At 70.9% G+C, this 17,029-nt stretch carries 14 protein-coding genes; 5 read left to right on the forward strand and 9 right to left on the reverse strand.

Annotated elements, in window-relative coordinates; genetic code table 11:
* Nucleotides 1–189 precede the first annotated feature (189 nt).
* The gene (locus MT347_RS08750; RefSeq protein ID WP_243500490.1) at nucleotides 190–1,404 is read left to right on the forward strand and encodes an isochorismate synthase MenF; all 1,215 of its coding nucleotides are present in this window, start codon (nucleotides 190–192) and stop codon (nucleotides 1,402–1,404) included.
* 32 nt (nucleotides 1,405–1,436) lie between these two features.
* On the opposite strand, the gene MT347_RS08755 is transcribed toward MT347_RS08750, so the two are convergent.
* Genes MT347_RS08755 through MT347_RS08765 form a run of 3 tightly spaced genes read right to left on the reverse strand, consistent with a single transcriptional unit; the run spans nucleotide 1,437 to nucleotide 4,545 of the window.
* The gene (locus MT347_RS08755) at nucleotides 1,437–2,294 is read right to left on the reverse strand and encodes a polyphosphate kinase 2 family protein (protein WP_243500165.1); all 858 of its coding nucleotides are present in this window, start codon (nucleotides 2,292–2,294) and stop codon (nucleotides 1,437–1,439) included.
* A 52-nt stretch (nucleotides 2,295–2,346) separates the two neighbouring features.
* Complete coding sequence (gene menD, locus MT347_RS08760; RefSeq protein ID WP_243500167.1) at nucleotides 2,347–4,119, reverse strand: 2-succinyl-5-enolpyruvyl-6-hydroxy-3-cyclohexene-1-carboxylic-acid synthase; 1,773 nt, start codon at nucleotides 4,117–4,119, stop codon at nucleotides 2,347–2,349.
* 6 nt (nucleotides 4,120–4,125) lie between these two features.
* A complete protein-coding gene (locus MT347_RS08765; protein ID WP_243500169.1) occupies nucleotides 4,126–4,545 on the reverse strand; it encodes a PLD nuclease N-terminal domain-containing protein in 420 nt (139 codons plus the stop codon).
* A gap of 109 nt (nucleotides 4,546–4,654) precedes the next feature.
* On the opposite strand from MT347_RS08765, the gene MT347_RS08770 reads away from it, so the two are divergent.
* Nucleotides 4,655–4,993: a DUF4229 domain-containing protein gene (locus MT347_RS08770; RefSeq protein WP_243500171.1), complete on the forward strand. Its 339-nt coding sequence runs from the start codon at nucleotides 4,655–4,657 to the stop codon at nucleotides 4,991–4,993.
* A gap of 61 nt (nucleotides 4,994–5,054) precedes the next feature.
* Here MT347_RS08770 and MT347_RS08775 read toward each other — a convergent pair whose 3' ends face one another.
* The 4 genes from MT347_RS08775 to MT347_RS08790 are packed head-to-tail and all read right to left on the reverse strand — an operon-like array spanning nucleotide 5,055 to nucleotide 8,925.
* Complete coding sequence (locus MT347_RS08775) at nucleotides 5,055–6,026, reverse strand: 1,4-dihydroxy-2-naphthoate polyprenyltransferase (protein WP_243500173.1); 972 nt, start codon at nucleotides 6,024–6,026, stop codon at nucleotides 5,055–5,057.
* 11 nt (nucleotides 6,027–6,037) lie between these two features.
* Nucleotides 6,038–7,198, reverse strand: coding sequence for an AMP-binding protein (locus MT347_RS08780; RefSeq protein ID WP_243500175.1), 1,161 nt, complete (start codon nucleotides 7,196–7,198; stop codon nucleotides 6,038–6,040).
* A 16-nt stretch (nucleotides 7,199–7,214) separates the two neighbouring features.
* A complete protein-coding gene (locus MT347_RS08785) occupies nucleotides 7,215–8,117 on the reverse strand; it encodes a 1,4-dihydroxy-2-naphthoyl-CoA synthase (protein WP_243500178.1) in 903 nt (300 codons plus the stop codon).
* A gap of 10 nt (nucleotides 8,118–8,127) precedes the next feature.
* On the reverse strand, nucleotides 8,128–8,925 hold the full coding sequence (locus MT347_RS08790; RefSeq protein WP_243500180.1) for an LLM class F420-dependent oxidoreductase: 798 nt from the start codon (nucleotides 8,923–8,925) through the stop codon (nucleotides 8,128–8,130).
* Between the two features lie 47 nt (nucleotides 8,926–8,972).
* On the opposite strand from MT347_RS08790, the gene MT347_RS08795 reads away from it, so the two are divergent.
* Nucleotides 8,973–9,974 carry an o-succinylbenzoate synthase gene (locus tag MT347_RS08795; RefSeq protein ID WP_243500182.1) on the forward strand — a complete coding sequence of 334 codons (1,002 nt, stop codon included), beginning with the start codon at nucleotides 8,973–8,975 and terminating at the stop codon, nucleotides 9,972–9,974.
* Here the strand turns inward: MT347_RS08795 and MT347_RS08800 are convergent.
* On the reverse strand, nucleotides 9,961–10,587 hold the full coding sequence (locus tag MT347_RS08800; RefSeq protein ID WP_243500184.1) for a TetR/AcrR family transcriptional regulator: 627 nt from the start codon (nucleotides 10,585–10,587) through the stop codon (nucleotides 9,961–9,963). The genes MT347_RS08795 and MT347_RS08800 overlap by 14 nt on opposite strands.
* 117 nt (nucleotides 10,588–10,704) lie before the next feature.
* Here MT347_RS08800 and MT347_RS08805 point away from each other — a divergent pair, with 117 nt between their 5' ends.
* Together MT347_RS08805 and MT347_RS08810 are read left to right on the forward strand one after the other, a co-directional pair.
* Nucleotides 10,705–13,593 carry an MMPL family transporter gene (locus tag MT347_RS08805; RefSeq protein WP_243500186.1) on the forward strand — a complete coding sequence of 963 codons (2,889 nt, stop codon included), beginning with the start codon at nucleotides 10,705–10,707 and terminating at the stop codon, nucleotides 13,591–13,593.
* Nucleotides 13,590–15,674: a YhgE/Pip family protein gene (locus MT347_RS08810; protein WP_243500188.1), complete on the forward strand. Its 2,085-nt coding sequence runs from the start codon at nucleotides 13,590–13,592 to the stop codon at nucleotides 15,672–15,674. The genes MT347_RS08805 and MT347_RS08810 overlap by 4 nt, the downstream gene beginning before the upstream one ends.
* 346 nt (nucleotides 15,675–16,020) lie before the next feature.
* On the opposite strand, the gene ccsB is transcribed toward MT347_RS08810, so the two are convergent.
* Complete coding sequence (gene ccsB / locus MT347_RS08815) at nucleotides 16,021–17,028, reverse strand: c-type cytochrome biogenesis protein CcsB (protein WP_243500190.1); 1,008 nt, start codon at nucleotides 17,026–17,028, stop codon at nucleotides 16,021–16,023.
* Nucleotide 17,029 lies beyond the last annotated feature (1 nt).

The following is a 17,029-nucleotide window of genomic DNA, read 5'->3' on the forward strand; positions in this document are numbered from 1 at the left end:
GGCACAACGCAGGACGTCCGCGGCCGACCGCCCGCGATCCCGCCGCCAGACCGTGACCGAGCGGCCGATCGCCTCCGTCCTGCTCCGCGCGTCCCGCCCGCGGGGCGCGGGTCTACGCTGAAAGACGTGCTCGAACCCGCGGAAGACGTCGTGCCGCGCCTGCGGGTGGTCACGCGCGAGCTGCCCCCGATGGACGACGTCCTGGCGTACACCACCTCCTACGACCCGCTCTTCTGGAGTCGTCGAGGCGAGTCGCTCGCCGCCTTCGGCGATCTGCTGACGCTGCGCTATGTCGGCGAACGACCGGGGGATGCCACGATCTCCGACCGCTGGCGTGCCATCGCCGCGGCAGCCGAGATCGACGACCCCATGCGGCTACCCGGAACGGGTCTGGTGGCTTTCGGGTCGTTCGTGTTCGACCCGCGGTCCGCACGTGAGAACGTCCTGCGCGTCCCGGGCATGATCGTGGGCCGCCATAGCGGACGCGCCTGGGTCACGCGCCTCGCCTTCGACGACACCCCCGACGAGCCCGAGCCCGAACTCCCGCCGCGCTCGCCCTTCGGCCCGCACTGGTCGGCGACCCTGGGTCCCGGGCAGCAGACGGCCGAGAAGTATCAGGATGCCGTCCGTCAGGCCATCGAGGCGATCGGCGCCCGCGAGGTGGCCAAGGTGGTGCTCGCGCGCGACATCGTCGGCACCGTTCCCGCGGGCAGTGACCTGCGCCGACTCGTGCGTTCCCTGCTCGAGGGCTACCCCGACTGCTGGGTCTTCGCCGTCGACGGGCTCATCGGCGCCAGCCCCGAGACCCTGGTGACGGTGTCGGGCGGCACGGTGACCGCCCGGGTGCTCGCCGGCACGGCGGCGCGTGGAGGGGATACGGACGCCGACGTGGCGGCATCCGTCGGTCTGAGCCGGAGCGTGAAGGATCAGGACGAGCATCGCTTCGCCGTCCAGAGCGTGCTCAAGGCGCTCGGCCCGCACACGTCGTCACTGGCGGCCGAGGACCAGCCCTTCACGCTCAAATTGCCGAATGTCTGGCACCTCGCCACCGACGTCGAGGGCGTGCTCAGCGAAGACGCGTCCTCGCTCGATCTGCTCTCGGTCCTGCACCCCACCGCCGCGGTCGCGGGCACGCCCACGGCGGCGGCGATCGAGGTCATCCGACGCCTCGAGCCGTTCGATCGCGGCCGGTACGCGGGTGCCGTGGGCTGGACGAGCGCCTCGGGCGACGGGGAATGGGCCATCGCCCTCCGGTGCGCGCAGATCGACCGGGCGGCCCCGTCATCGCCCACCGCAGCGATCACCGCCTACGCCGGTGCGGGGATCGTCTCCGAGAGCGTCCCCGAGTCGGAGCTCCTCGAGACGCGCGTCAAGTTCCGCCCCATCGTCGAAGCTCTCGCCTAGTCGCCGACCGATGCGACGTCGGTCACCTCGGATCAGGATGCCGCGAGGCGACGCTTCTCCTCCTCGACGTCGTAGTCGGCCGCCGGCCACCGCGGACCGATGTCGGTCAGGGCGTCGATGAGCAGCTGCTGGACCGCGAGACGGGCGTACCACTTGCGGTCGGCGGGCACGATGTGCCACGGCGCGATCGGCGTCGAGGTGCGTTCGATGGCGACCTGGTAGGCGTCCATGTAGTCGTCCCAGAGTTCGCGCTCGTTTACGTCGGAGGGGTTGTACTTCCAGTGCTTCTCGGGCCGGTCGAGGCGCTCGGCGAGACGCTCGCGCTGCTCGTCCTTCGAGATGTGCAGCATGACCTTGACCACCCGGATGCCCATCTCGGCGGCCTGCGCTTCGAAGGCGACGATCGCTCCGTATCGACGCTCGATCTCCGACGCCGGAGCGAGGGAGCGCACGCGCCCGATGAGCACGTCCTCGTAGTGCGAGCGGTCGAAGACGCCGATGCGCCCGGCATCGGGCAGGCGCTTCTCGATGCGCCACAGGAAATCGTGCGCGAGTTCCTCGGCGGTGGGTTTCTTGAACGAGGCGAGCTCGACGCCCTGCGGATCGACGGCTCCCACGACGTGCCGCACGATTCCGCCCTTGCCCGCGGTGTCCATCGCCTGCAGGACCAGCAGCACCGAGCCGGTGGCCGTTCCCGCGACGCTCTGGGCGAAGAGCCGCTCCTGCAGATCCTCCAGTGGCTCCCGGCCGGCGTCGAGGTCGGCTTTGCCGGTGGCCTTGTTCCCGTCGTAACCGGGCGTCGACCGCGGGTCGATCTCGCTGAGGCGGAAGCCGGGCTCGACACGGAGCGCGTCGGAGGCGGGCGTGGACCATCTGCTGCTCGTACTCATCCCGTCATCGTGCCGCGGCATCCCGCGTCGGCACCACCCGTTGACGAGGGAATCAGCGTAGGAGCGGGACCTCGATGAGCTGGCGGCCTCCCGCGGGCGCGGTGAGCAGCTGATCGAGCGCGACCCGGGTCGTGCACCGGTGGTACTCCCACCCGAAGGCGAGCGCGAGGTGCTCGAGCCGCGCGGTGTGGGGGGTGTACTGCACGCGGGCCATCGCATCGGCCCCGGCCACCCCGGCCACCTCGAGGCCGTCGAAGATCGTGCCGCCCCCGTCGTTTCCCACCACGACCTGCAGCCTCGGCTCGGCCTCTCCCGGAGGAAGCAGCAACGCCCCCACGTCGTGCAGGAACGCCAGATCACCCAGCAGCAGCCGGGTGACCCCCGGACGCTCGTCGACCTGGCTCGCCAGGGCCACTCCGGTCGCCGTGGCGATCGTCCCGTCAATGCCGGCGAGACCGCGATTGGAGTGAACGGCGACCTTCTTCCCGCCCAGCACTTCGTCGGCCACGCGGACCAGCCGCGACGAGCCGAACACGAGGCGGTCGTGCGGCCACGTCGCCCGCCAGAGGGCGTCGACGAGCGCGGCGCGATCCAGCGGCGCACGCATCACCTCGACCTCGGCGCTGATCGCCCCGAGCCGCTCGTGCGGAACCGCGGATGCCAGACCGTCGGCGTCGGGGGCGGGGGGAGACAGGTCGACGGCGGCGTCGCGCGACGCGCGCATCCACTCCCCCAGCCACGCGCGATCCGCGTCGCCGGACACCCGCACCGCGTCGACCGCGAGGGTCGCGCCGTTGAGGTTGATGGGCTCTCCCGGGCCGCGCACGGCGATCACTTCCACGTCGTCGCGCCCGAGCAGCAGCGCCACCTCGCGGCTGAGAGTCGGGCGTCCGAACACCACGACGCGTTCGACGCGTCCGCCGAGGGAGGGCTCGCGCAGCAGCGAGCGGTACCCGTGCACGATCTGCCGACCGAAGCGCGCGCCGCTGACGATCTCGGCGATCAGCGGAAAGCCTCCCGCGTGGGCGAGCTGCTCGGCCGCGGCGCCCGCATCGGCTCCCGCGACGACGAGGGTGCGCGGACCGGTCTCGATGCGGTGCGCGGCCTCGATGTCGGGGGCCACGTCGGCCACTCCGATCCCGCCACCGCCCTGGTAGAGCGCGCCGGAGACGTCATCCGTGGCGTCCGTCGGCGACTCGACGGCTCGGGATGCCGCCCGCTCGACGAGCCACGACGGCGACGCCCCGGCGAGCGGCTCGCGCAAGGGGACGTTGACGTGCACGGGGCCGGCCGGACGCATGCCCTCACCGAGGGAGGCGGCCAGCGCCTCGGCCGCAAGAGCGTCGAGTGCGGCGGTCTGCTCGCCGGTACCGGCGGCGTCGAGCAGTTCGGGAACGGCCAGGTCGGCCTCGAACCGCGCGGCCGAGCGGAACAGCCCCGGCTGGCGGGTCGTCTGATTGGCGCCCACACCGCGGAGTTCGGCCGGGCGGTCGGCGGTGAGCAACACCAGGGGGACGCCCGCGTGGTGGGCCTCGAGAGCGGCCGGGAGGAGGTTGGCCACGGCGGTGCCCGACGTGCACACCACGACCGCGGGAATCCCCGTCTCGCGGGCGATACCGAGGGCTGTGAAGCCGGCGACGCGCTCGTCGATACGCACGTGCAGGTGGACGAGCCCCGCGCGCTCGAGGTCGGCGGCGACCAACGCGAGGGCCTGGGATCGCGACCCCGGACTGAGCACGATGTGGCGCACGCCCCGGGCCACGAGTCCGCTCAGGAGCGCGGCTGCGGCATCGGTGGCGGGCGCGCCACCTGTGAGCGAGGTCACCGCCGTTCAGCCGACGGCGCCGCGCTGACCGCGGGTGTCGTCGTCGCCCTTGCCCGGAGGGTTGTCGGGGTCGACCGGCTTCTGCGGCGGCTCCGGGTCGTCGGCCTCGGAATCGAGCTGCGCGAGTTCTTCTTCGAGCCGGCGAATCCGCTCGTCCTGCTCGGCGCGGGCCGACGCCGTCATACGCCCCAGGAATTCCGGATCGTCGTCGGGCGCGCGTCGCACGACCGGCTTGCCCGCGGCGCGACCCCGACCGATGACGAACCAGAGGATGCCACCGAGCACCGGCAGCAGGATGACGATCGCCATCCACGCGCCCTTGCTCACTCCGCGGTGACGGGAGGTCGGCTGCACGGCGCAGTCCACGATCGTGTAGACCCAGAAGACGGTCGCCACGAGCGCCAGGATGAGAAGCAACCGTGCCATGGATCGATTCTACGTGCGTCGGCTGTGCGACGGCCCGGAGGCGTCATCCGGTCTTCCGCCGTCGAACCACTCGTGGGAGCGGCGGGAACGACGGTCGTAGACTGGGCGCATGCGCGCTCGCTCGGCCCTCGTCTACACGGTGCTGCGACTCCTCGCGTTCCTCGTGCCCCTCGGCATCCTGCTGCTGTTCCCCGTGTTCCAGGAGCTGCCCTGGCTCGCCGCCATCTTCGCGGCGCTCATCGGCTTCAGCCTGTCGCTGCTGTTCCTGCGTCGCCCCCTCGACAACGTCACGGGCGGTCTCGCCGAGCGTCGCGCGCAGCGCACCGCGAGCGGCCGGCGAACGGGTGCAGAGACCGATGCAGATGCCGAAGACGCCGTCGTGGATTCGGCGCAGCGCGGCACCCCTCGAAACAGGCCGACCGAGTCCGGCGAGCCCCCGGCCATCTGACCCGCCGCCCACTCACACCAGCTGTCCTCGGCTAGTTCGCCTCCTGAGGACGGTGCGGGCGTCAGCCGGCGAAGGCCCAGAACAGCAGCGCGCCGTAGGCCACGGAGGTGAAGCTCGTCACCTGGAGGGCGGTGATGAGCTCGCGCGGGGCACGGTAGGTCCACACGATCAGAATCGCGGCGAGACCGCCGAGCAGGGCGATGAGCGTCAGCCAAGCGATCGGGTAGACGAACGCCAGGAAGACCGCGATGGCGAACGGGACGAGCACGAACACTGTGAACAGCACCTGCGTCGCCCGCCGCCCGATGAGCACTGTCAGCGTGCGCTTGCCCGCCACGCGGTCCTGATCGATGTCACGCAGGTTGTTGGCCAGGAGCACCGCGCATGCCAGGAGGCCGGCGGCCACGGCTCCGAACCACGCCTCCTGCGGCAGCGAGAACACCTGCAGCCACGTGGTCCCGAGAGTCGCGACGAGGCCGAAGAAGACGAACACGAACAGCTCGCCCATCGCGTTGTAGCCATAGGGGCGCTTGCCGCCGGTGTAGAACCAGGCGGCGACGATGCACACGGCACCCACGAGGAGGAGCCACCACTGGCCCGTGCGGATGACCAGAGCCAGGCCGATGAGCGCGGCGAGCGCGAAGAACGACAGTGCGACCAGGAGCACCGTTCGCGGCTTCGCCTTCCTTCCGCCGGTGAGGCGGCCCGGTCCCACTCGCACGTCGTCCGTTCCCCGGATGCCGTCGCTGTAGTCATTGGCGTAGTTGACGCCGATCTGCAGGGCGAAGGCCACGGCGAGGCAGGCCAGGGCGATGACCCAGTGGAGTCGGTCGTCGACGAGGGTTGCCGCCCCCGTGCCGATCAGCACCGGGGTGATCGCGAGCGGAAGAGTCCGCAGGCGCGCCGCCGCGATCCAGTCGCGCGCGGTCGCGGGGGTCACGGCCTGGGCCGCTCCGCTCTTGGGCTTCTGCGGGTTGCCGCCCGGGCGCCGCTTCGCGGCGGATGTCGAACGCTTACGAGACTGTGCTGCCACGGAGGCTCATCCTAAGCCCGGGTGCCGGGTGCGCCCGCCGCCAGCCAGCGACGGAGGGCTGCACGGTCGGGCTTGCCCGAGTCGAGTGCGGGCACCTCGTCGACGACCACCACGCGCGCCGGGCGCGCGGGGGCGCCGAGAGCCTCGCCGACGGCGGCGCGGACGCGCTCGAGCACGGAGGACACCTCCCTCACCTCGACGTGCGGCAGGACGACGGCCGAGCCTTGACCCCAGACGGCATCCGAGATCGGCACGACCACCGCAGCTTCCAGTCCCGCCAGGCTCCGCACCGTCGATTCCACCCGGTCCAGCGACACATTCACCCCACCCGAGACGATGACGTTGTCGAGGCGGCCGGACACGTGCAGCTCTCCGTCGACGATCTCGCCCCCGTCACCGGTGCGGTACCAGCGGGTGCCGTCGGAGTCGACGGGGAAGAGGGATGCCGTGCGCTCCGGCTCGTCGAGATAACCCTCGGCAAGGGTGGGCCCGGCCAAGCGCACCTCCCCCTCGACGATCGCCATGGCGACGCCGTCGAGAGGGACGCCGTCGTAGACGCAGCCGCCGCTGGTTTCGGTGGAGCCATAGGTGCGCACGACCCTCGCGCCCGCGGCCGCCGCGCGTTCGAGAACCGACGGCGCGAGCGCCTGCCCTCCGATGAGGATGGCCTCGAACGAGCGCAGCGACTGGGCGACGGCGCGATCGGAGTCGGCGGCATCCAACAGGCGCTGAAGCTGCGCGGGGACCAGGGAGGTGTAGGTCGGCACGCGCGCACCATTGTCGTGCGAGGCCATACCGAGGGCGGCGGCGGCGAACGGTTCGGGGCGGAAGGGACCGCCGAGGACGGCAGGCTCCCGGTCGGCGAGGAACGCCCGCACGAGCACCTGCACCCCGGCGACGTAGGTCGCCGGCACGGCGAGCAGCCACGACCCCTCGCCGATACGCGCCGCGGTCGCATAGGCACTCGCGATCAGCGCGTTGCGCGAGAGCACCACCGATTTGGGCACGCCCGTCGATCCCGACGTCGTCACGACCGCGGCGGTGCCCGAGGGCACCTCGCCGAGGGGGTCGATCCGCCCCAGCGAGACCGCCGGGCCTGCACCCAGCACCGCCGCCCGAAGGGCGCGCAGCACGTCGCGGGGGCTGGTGGACGCCGGTGGTCCGATTCTCACGTCTCGGTGGTCCCGGTCAGTAGTGCCACGGCACGTCGGACCAGTCGGGGTCGCGCTTCTCGAGGAAGGAGTCGCGACCCTCGGTCGCTTCATCGGTTCCGTAGGCGAGGCGCGTCGCCTCCCCCGCGAACAACTGCTGCCCCACCAGGCCGTCATCGACCGCGTTGAAGGCGTACTTGAGCATCCTGATCGCGGTGGGCGACTTCGTCAGGATCGTTCGGGCCATCGCGAGCGCCTCCCGCTCGAGCTCGGCGTGCGGCACGACGCGGTTCACGGCACCCATCTCGTACGCCCGCTGGGCCGAGTACTCCTCCGCGAGGAAGAAGATCTCGCGCGCGAACTTCTGACCGATCTGGCGCGCGAAGTACGCGGAGCCGTACCCGGCGTCGAAGGATCCGACGTCGGCATCCGTCTGCTTGAAACGGCCGTGCTCGGCGCTCGCGATGGAGAGGTCGCACACGACGTTGAGCGAATGCCCGCCGCCGGCAGCCCACCCCGGGACCACGGCGATGACGACCTTCGGCATGAAACGGATCAGGCGCTGCACCTCGAGGATGTGGAGGCGCCCGGCGCGGCCGGGATCGTGCACAGCGGTCTCGTCGTGCGAGTACTTGTAGCCGTCGCGGCCGCGGATGCGCTGATCGCCGCCCGAGCAGAACGCCCAACCGCCGTCTTTCGTGCTCGGCCCGTTGCCGGTCAGCAGCACGACGCCGATGCGGTGATCCTGGCGGGCGATGTCGAGCGCGCGGTGCAGCTCATCGACGGTATGTGGGCGGAAGGCGTTGCGCACCTCGGGACGGTCGAACGCGATGCGGGCGACGCGCCCGTCGTGGGTGACGTGCGCGGTGATGTCGGTGTATCGCTCGGCGCCGGGCGCGAGCGTCCACTCGGCGGGGTCGAAGAGCTCGGAGACGGTCACCCGATCAGCCTCAGGCGTTCTTCGCGTCGCGCCAGGTCAACCACCGCTCGATGAGCGAGTAGTCCCATTCGGGGCCCGAGAAGCCGAGGGTGAACAAGCGCGTGCCGGCGTCGAAGAGGGCGTCGGCGTCGGTCTCGTCGCGATCCTTCAGCTCGTTCGACACGACGAGGGTCGACAGGTCGCGTCCCTCGGTCTCGGCCCACTTCTCGATCACGCCGAGCTTGTGCGGGAGCTCGTCGGGCGTGACGAAGCTGTGCCAGATGTCGGCGTGGCGCGCGACGATGCGCAGCGTCTTCTGCTCGCCCTTGCCGCCGATCATCACGGGGATCTTGCGAGTGGGGGCGGGGTTCAGCTTTCCCCAGCGGTCGACGATGCGGTCGAGGTCGGCGGCGAGCGCGTTCAGACGCGAGCCCGCGGTGCCGAACTCGTAGCCGTACTCGTCGTAGTCGCGCTGGAACCAGCCCGATCCGGTGCCGAAGATGAAACGGCCGGTGTCGCCGCCCTTCTTGCTGATGTGGTCGATCGTGCGGGCCATGTCGGCCTGCAGATCGGCGCCGCGGTAGCTGTTGCAGTTGACCAGCGCCCCGAACTCGACCCTCTCGGTCTGCTCGGCCCAGGCCGACAGCATTGTCCACGACTCGAAGTGCTCGCCGTCGGGGTCGCCGTACAGCGGGAAGAAGTGGTCCCAGTTGAACAGGATGTCGACGCCCATCTCTTCCAGACGGAAGACGGCGTCGCGGATGTCGGAGTACTGCACGTGCTGCGGCTGGATCTGGACGCCGAGCCGGACCGGAGTGTCGAAGAGCATGCGGTCAGCCTATTCCGGGCCACTGACACCCGGGCCAGGATGGGGACATGAGCACCACGCCCCTCCCGCCCTTCGCCGACGTCCTCGCCACCGCGCGGGTGGTCGCCCTTCCGCTCGCCGCGCCGTTCCGCGGCATCCGCACCCGCGAGGCCGTGGTGTTCGAGGGGCCGCGGGGGTGGACGGAATTCTCGCCTTTCGCGGAGTACCCCGACGCTGAAGCGGCCACCTGGCTCGCCGGCGCCCTCGACTTCGGCTGGCGACCCACGCCGCCGGCCGTCCGGGACGTCGTCGCCGTCAACGCCACGGTGCCCGCCGTCCCGGCATCCGACGTCGCCCGCATCCTGGCCCGGTACGACGGATGCCGCACGGCGAAGGTGAAGGTGGCAGAGGCGGGACAGACGCTCGCCGACGACGTCGCGCGGGTGCGGGCGGTGCGCGACGAGATGGGGCCGGAGGGCCGCGTGCGCATCGATGCCAACGCGGCGTGGAACGTCGACGAAGCCGAGCGAGCGATACACGCGCTCGCCGAATTCGACCTGGAGTACGTGGAGCAGCCCTGTGCCGAGGTCGACGAGCTCGCCGAGTTGCGGGAGCGCATCGGATACCTCGACATCCCGGTCGCCGCCGATGAGAGTGTGCGAAAGGCGGCCGATCCGCTCCTCGTCGCCCGTGCCGGGGCAGCCGACATCCTGGTGATCAAGGCGCAGCCGTTGGGCGGAGTGCACGCGGCGCTCGACCTCGTCGCCCAGGCGGGGCTCCCCGCGGTGGTGTCCAGCGCGCTCGACACCTCGATCGGACTGTCGATGGGGGCGGCCCTCGCCGCGGCGCTGCCGCAGCTCGACTTCGACTGCGGTCTCGGCACCGCATCGTTGTTCACGGCCGACGTCGTGGCATCCCCCCTCATCGCCCGGGGGGGCGTGGTGTCACTCGAACGCCCGCGGCCGTCGTCCACCGACCTCGATCGCGTGGCCGCCGACGACGAGCGTCGCGACTGGTGGCTGGCCCGCCTGCGTCGCTGCTACGACCTGCTCGAGGTCACTCGAGGATGAGCCCGACCACCTGAGAGAGCCGCTCGGCCAGTCCCGAGCGGGACAGCGCCGGCGCCTGACGGAGGAGCAGAGCGGTCTCCGACGTCGAGACCCACACCGACAGCAGCAGCTCCGTCGCGACGTCGGCGGGTACGCGCAGCGACAACCCGCGCGCTTCGGCGATGTCGCGCACGAGGTGGGTGACGCTCTCGCCCAACCCCTGATTCAGCGCGAGGTACGCCTGGGCGAACTCGGGATTGCGCAGGGCCTGAAGGCGCGTCTCGGCGCCGAGAAGCACGTCGAGGCGATCCTCCCCCGTCGCCTCGAGCACCTCGTGCACGAGCTGCATCACGTCGTCGGCAGTGTTGAGACCGCGGTCCTCGATGGAGGTCACCCGCTCCCGCACGGCGGCGATGGTGGTCTCGGCGGATCGCGCGCAGAGCGCCAGGAACAGCTCCTCCTTCGAGGCGAAGTTGGAGTAGAACGCACCGCGGGTGAAGCCCGCTCGCTCGCACACGGCCTCGACGGAGGCAGCATCGATGCCGACCTCGGCGAACACTTCAGCGGCGGCATCCATCAGGCGGGTACGGGTGTTCTCGCGGCGGCGCGTCGTCGCGGGCGCGGAATCGGTCATCCGTGACCTCCAGTCCTCGGGTGAAATCCAGGTTCGACCTCACCATCGGGGACTACGATACATTGATGTATCCGATACGGTGATGTATCGACTCATTCACCGATCGTGGGAGCCGCCGTGTCGACATTCCTGTACACCCTGGGTCGCTGGTCATTCCGTCACCCTTGGCGGGTCCTGACCGCGTGGCTTCTCATACTGGTCGTCGCCGGCGGCGGGGTCGCGCTCTTCGCGAAGGGGACCGACAACACCTTCGCGATCCCCGGCACCGAATCGCAGGCCGGGCTCGAGATGCTCGACCGCACCTTCCCGCAGGTGAGCGGCGCCAGCGCCGAGATCATCGTGGTCGCTGCCGACGGCGCGAGCGTGCGCGATCAGGCGTACCAGACGGCCATCGCCACGACGACCTCCGATGTCAGCGGGCTCGACTTCGTCGCGGCGGTCACCGATCCGTACGACTCGCGCATCGCGGGCGGCATCGCAGAAGACGACCGCGCCGCGATCGTCCGCATCCAGTTCTCCGGCGAGGCGACGGCCGTCCCCGAAGCCACGGAGACCGGGCTCCGCGACGCTGCCACCGCCCTCGGTTCCGCCCTGCCCGCCGGTTCGCAGGCCGTCCTCGGTGGCCAGCTCTTCGCCACCGAGATTCCCGGCGCGACCCTCACCGAAGCCCTCGGCGTGGTGATCGCCGCGCTCGTGCTCATGGTGACGTTCCGCTCGTTCCTCGTGGCCGGAATGCCGTTGGCCACCGCGATCCTCGGCGTCGGCCTCTCGATCGCGCTCATCTTCATCGCCACGGGCTTCGCGACCGTCTCGTCGACCACGCCGCTCCTGGCGGTGATGCTGGGCTTGGCGGTCGGCATCGACTACGCCCTCTTCATCGTGTCGCGGCATCAAGACCAGACGAGAGCAGGCATGGATCCCGAGGAGTCCACCGCCCGCGCCGTCGGCACGGCCGGTTCGGCCGTCGTCTTCGCCGGAATCACCGTGCTCATCGCCCTCATCGGACTCAGCTTCGCCGGCATCCCGTTCCTCACCACCATGGGCGTCGCCGCCTCGGTCGCCGTGGCGATCGCGGTGTGCGTCGGACTCACCCTCACCCCCGCGTTCCTCGGTTTCGCCGGACACCGTGTGGTCGGGTGGGGGTTCACGCGACCGAAGAAGCGCGCTCGCGGCGCCGGCACCGAGGACGACCCGACTGAGGCCGCCCGGATTGCCGCCGAGAGCCGAGAGAAGGCTGACACCGCGGCCATCCGTGCGCAGCGCAACGGACCCGCGAAGCGCTGGGTGGGGCTGGTGACACGGCATCCCGTGGTCACCACCGTCGGCATCGTCGCCCTCCTCGGAACGGCAGCGATCCCCGCTGCATCTCTCGCCCTCACCCTGCCGAACGCCGGGCAGCTGCCCGAGGGTGACGAGGCCCGCGTGGCGTACGAGTTGACCGACGAATACTTCGGTCCGGGCGCCAACGGGCCGCTCATCATGACCGGCACCATCGTCACGAGCAACGACCCGCTCACGCTGATGACCGACCTCGGCGAAGAGATCGCGAAGATCCCCGGTGTGGCCGAGGTCGCGCTGGCGACCCCGAATGAGACCGCCGACACCGGCATCGTGCAGATCGTGCCCGAGACCGCCCCCGACGACCCGCGCACCGCCGACCTCGTGCGCGAGCTCCGGGCCCAAGAGGACCGCCTCTACGACGAATTCGGCGTGCGCCTGCTGGTCACCGGCTACACCGCGGTGACGATCGACATCTCCGATCAGCTCGGGGCCGCGCTCCTGCCGTTCGGGCTGTTCGTCGTCGGTCTGTCGCTCGTGCTGCTGATGATCGTTTTCCGTTCGATCTGGGTGCCGCTCACCGCTGCGGGCGGTTACTTGCTGTCGGTCGCCGCCGCCTTCGGTGTCGTGGCTGCGGTGTTCGAGTGGGGCTGGTTCGCCGACGCGCTGCACGTCGCCAAGGTCGGCCCCATCATCAGCTTCATGCCGATCGTCGTCATGGGCGTGCTCTTCGGCCTCGCCATGGACTACCAGGTATTCCTCGTCTCGCGTATGCGCGAAGACTACGTCCACGCGAATCGCGAGGGCCGCACGCCCCGCGAGGTCGCACTCGACGCGGTCCGCAGTGGCTTCGCGGCTTCCGCCCGCGTCGTCGTGGCTGCCGCCGTCATCATGTTCGCGGTCTTCGTGGCGTTCGTTCCCGAGGGAGATTCGAGCCTCAAGCCCATCGCCCTCGGACTCGCCGTGGGCGTCGCCGTCGACGCATTCCTCGTGCGGATGACCCTCGTCCCTGCAGTGCTCGCCCTCCTCGGAGACAAGGCGTGGTGGATGCCGCGGTGGCTGGACCGTCTCCTGCCCAAACTCGACGTCGAGGGCGAGGCCGTCGAACGCGAGATCCATCTGGCCGCCTGGCCCGCAGGACCCCCGACCGCGATCGCCGCCGACGAGCTGCGCGCCCTGACCGTCTCGGACGACGAGCAGCCGGTGTTCGCCGACGTCTCCGTGCGTCTCGCCTACGGCGGCACTCTCCTGGTGACCGGTGAGCAGCGTACGACGCGCACGCTCCTGCTCGCACTCGCCGGGCGTCTTTCGAAGATCGATGGACGCCTGCGCGTCGACGGCCTGCTCGTCCCCGAACGCGCCGGCGCCGTTCGCGCGCGCGTCGGCATCGCCCTGATCGACGACCCGGCCACGGCCGCGGCCGATGTCCGCCGGGCGGTGGCCGGCGGGACACGCATCGCCGTCGTCAGCGACATCGACCGTCTCGACGACGACGACCGCGACGACGTGGCCAGCGTGCTCCGGCGCGCCGCGACCGAGAGGCGCGACCGTGCCGGCGACGACGACGTGCCGTTCACACTCGTCGTCTCGGCCCGCGACGAGCATCGTGCTCTGACCCTCCTCTCGGAAGCGCAGCGTCCCGACGTCGCCTCGCTCGCCCTCCCCACGCCGCGGCGCCCGCGCCCGCCGCAAGAAACCTTCGCCGATCTCTCCGAGGTGTTCGCATGACTCTCTCCGTCGAGCGCTCCCGCTCGCGCCGCCCCGTCACCTGGCTGACGCTCGTTGGCGTGCTGCTTCTGCCCGCCGTGATCGGCGGGATCCTGGTAGGCGCCCTGTACAACCCCACCGACCGGCTCGAGAACATCACTGCCGCAATCGTGAACGACGACAAGGCCGTCGAGCTCGACGGCCAACTCGTCCCCCTCGGACGACAGCTGACCGGCGGGCTGGTCAAGGGCGCCGACGACCAGCCCAGCAACATCGACTGGGTCATCTCGAACGATGACGACGCGGCAGCGGGCCTCGCCGACGGCACGTATACGGCCGTGGTGACGATCCCCGAGAACTTCACGGCAGCCTCCCTCTCGACCCGACCGGGCGAGACCCCCGAGCAAGCCACGATCGGTGTGCGAACGGCGCCCGACGCCCGCGTCGTTGACGGCGCGATCACCGCGCAGTTGGCATCCACCGCCTCCAACGTCTTCGGCGGCGAGCTGTCATCGCAGTACCTGAAGAACGTGTTCCTCGGATTCACCACGCTCGGCGATCAGCTGGGTACCGCTGCCGACGGTGCCCATCAGCTCGCCGACGGTGCCGCCCAGGCGGCCACCGGGGCGAGCGGCCTCCGCGACGGGCTGGGACAACTCTCCAGCGGAGCTGAGCAGCTCTCAGACGGCGCGGGGCAGCTCTCGGCCGGCACGAAGCCCCTCGCCGACGGCGCCGCGCAGCTCGCCAGCGGGGCGAGTGCCCTGGCCGGAGGCACGCGCGACGCGGCCGTCGGCGTCGACAAGCTCGCCGGCGGCGCCGACGGAATCGCCTCCGGTAATCAGCAGCTCGCGACAGAGATCAACGGTCTCGCCGACCAGATCCCCCCGAGCTTCGCCGAAGACGCCGCCGCCCTGTCGAACGCCGCTCCCCAGGTCAATGAAGCGCTGATCGATGCGGCCGCGGCGCTGCAGAAGGCCGCAGACGAGTGCACGGGCACACCGGAGCAGTGCCAGGCCCTGCGCGTCGCCTCCGACGAAGCGAACAAGGCCCTCCCCCAAGCCACGCAGACGGTGACCAAGATCGGCGACCTCGCGGGTCAAGCCGCGCAGCTGCCGGCCGGCATCCGCGCCATCGCCGACGCCAACCAGCAGCTCGCCGACGGAGCCACCGGGCTCGCCGGCGGCGCACGCGAAGCAGCGTCCGGCCTGAACACCATCGCGGGCGGGATCGACGGCCTCTCCGGCGGCGCGACGCAGATCGCCGACGGCACGCGCCAGCTCGGCGCGGGTGCCGCCGCTCTCGGGTCGGGCGCCGCGCAGCTGGCATCTGGAGCATCCGATGCCCAGGGCGGCGCCGGGCGACTCGCCGACGGCGTCGACCAGGTCGCCACGGGCACCTCGTCGCTGGCCAGCGGCCTGGACAGCGCCGTAGACCAGTTGCCGAGCTACACCGACGCACAGGCGACCACGCTCGCCGACGTGGTGGCGGATCCCGTCTCGGCGACGGGCACCCAGGATTCGCTGTTCGGTCTCGCCGCGGTACCGCTGCTCTCGATGGCCGTGCTGTGGTTCGGTGGCGTCGCATCGTTCGTGGCGTTCCAGGCCGTCTCCGCGCGCTCCCTGACCAGCCGACGTCCCTCGGCGCTCGTGGCACTGCGCGGCTTCGCCCCCGCGGCGCTCGTCGGCGCCGTCCAGGGACTGCTCGTCGCGGCCGTGGTGCAAGTGGCATCCGACTACGACTGGGGCGACTGGGCGCTGTTCGCTCTCATCTGCATCGCCGCGGGTGTGGCCTTCGCCGCCGTAAATCAGGCGCTGGTCGCCGTGTTCGGCGGAGCGGGTCGCTGGCTCGCCGCCGTGATCGGCGCTCTGGCGCTCGGCGCGAGCATCGTATCGACCGTGCCACCGGCCCTCGCGGCGGTGGCCTCCCTGCTCCCGACCGCCCCGGCGTACGACGCGATGCTCGGCGCCCTGTCCTCCTCGGGCGGCGTGGCGACGGGTATCGCCGGGTTCGTCGTCTGGGCGGTGCTGTCGCTCATCGCCACGACGCTCGTCGTGATCCGTCGCCGCACGACGTCGGCCCGCGTCGCTGCCGCGCTCGCGTAGGCCGCGGCGTGCGTAGGGCGCGGCTCGCGTGGGCCGCGGCTCGCGTAGGGCGCGGCTCACGTAGGCCGCGGCTCACGTAGACCGCGACTCGCGTAGACCGCGACTCGCGTAGACCGCGGCTCGCGTGGACCGCGGCTCACGTAAACCGCGACTCACGTAGACCGCGGCTCGCGCGCTCCGCGAGCGGTGACATCCGAGTGTCCGAGACACCCGGGTGGCCTCGACGAGTGTTCCGGGTGTCCTAGACGTTCAGCACGGAGACTCGTCGCGGTCGGCGCCCGCCCGCGCCAGCACGACACCACCCCGCGCCAGCGCCGCGCCGACCAGCAGCGCGCGCACCCCCGCGTTACGTCGTGAGGCCGCTGTACGCGTGCAGTCCCTTGAAGAAGACGTTCACGATCGTGAAGTTGAACAGCACGGCGGTGAAGCCGATGATCGACAGCCACGCCGAACGGGTGCCACGCCACCCGCGGGTCGCGCGGGCATGGATGTAGCCGGCGTAGAGCACCCAGATCACGAACGTCCACACCTCTTTGGTGTCGAAACCCCAGAAGCGACCCCAGGCGTCGTTGGCCCAGATCGATCCGGCGATGAGGGTGAAGGTCCAGAAGATGAAGCCCACGATCGCGAAGCGGTAGGCCAGCGACTCCAGGGCATCTGCCGACGGCACCGTGCGCAGGAAGCTGCGCTTCGGCTCGGCATCCGCGGGGGCCTCGGCGAGCTTGCGCTCACGACGCGTCTGGATGAGCTGCACGACCGACAACCCGAATGCCAGGGCGAAGAGCGCCGTCGCGAGGCTCGCCACGAAGACGTGGACCACGAGCCACACCGACTTGAGCGGGTCGGCGAGGGGAACGACCTCGACGTGGAAGGCCAACGTCGCCCCGCCGAGCAGCAGCACGGCGAGTCCGGTCATCAGCGAGCCGAGGAAACGCAGGTCGTAGCGGGTGAGCACCGCGAGGTACACGCCGATGATCAGCAGAAGCCCGGTGAGGGCGAACTCGTACATGTTCGACCACGGCACGCGCTCGGCCGCGATCCCGCGCAGCACCGTAGCAACCAGATGGAACGCGAACCCGAGCGCCGTCAGCACGGTACCGAGGCGGGCCCACAGGTAGCGGGGCCGGGAGGAAGACGTGGATGCCGAGGAGCCGGCCGACCCGGAGATCACTCCCCCACCACCCGCGGTGACCAGCTGGCGCGCGACGACCTCGTCCTTCGCCTTGAGCGCGAGGTCGGAGCGGCGGGCGAGGTCGATGGCGTAGGCGATGAAGGCCAGCACGTAGATGGCGACCGCCGTCCACACCAGGAGGAGGGAGATCTCGTCGAGGAGAAGCGGGTCGGTTCCGGGCATG

The sequence above is a fragment of the Microbacterium sp. VKM Ac-2923 genome (genome assembly GCF_022815605.1).
Lineage (GTDB): Bacteria > Actinomycetota > Actinomycetes > Actinomycetales > Microbacteriaceae > Microbacterium.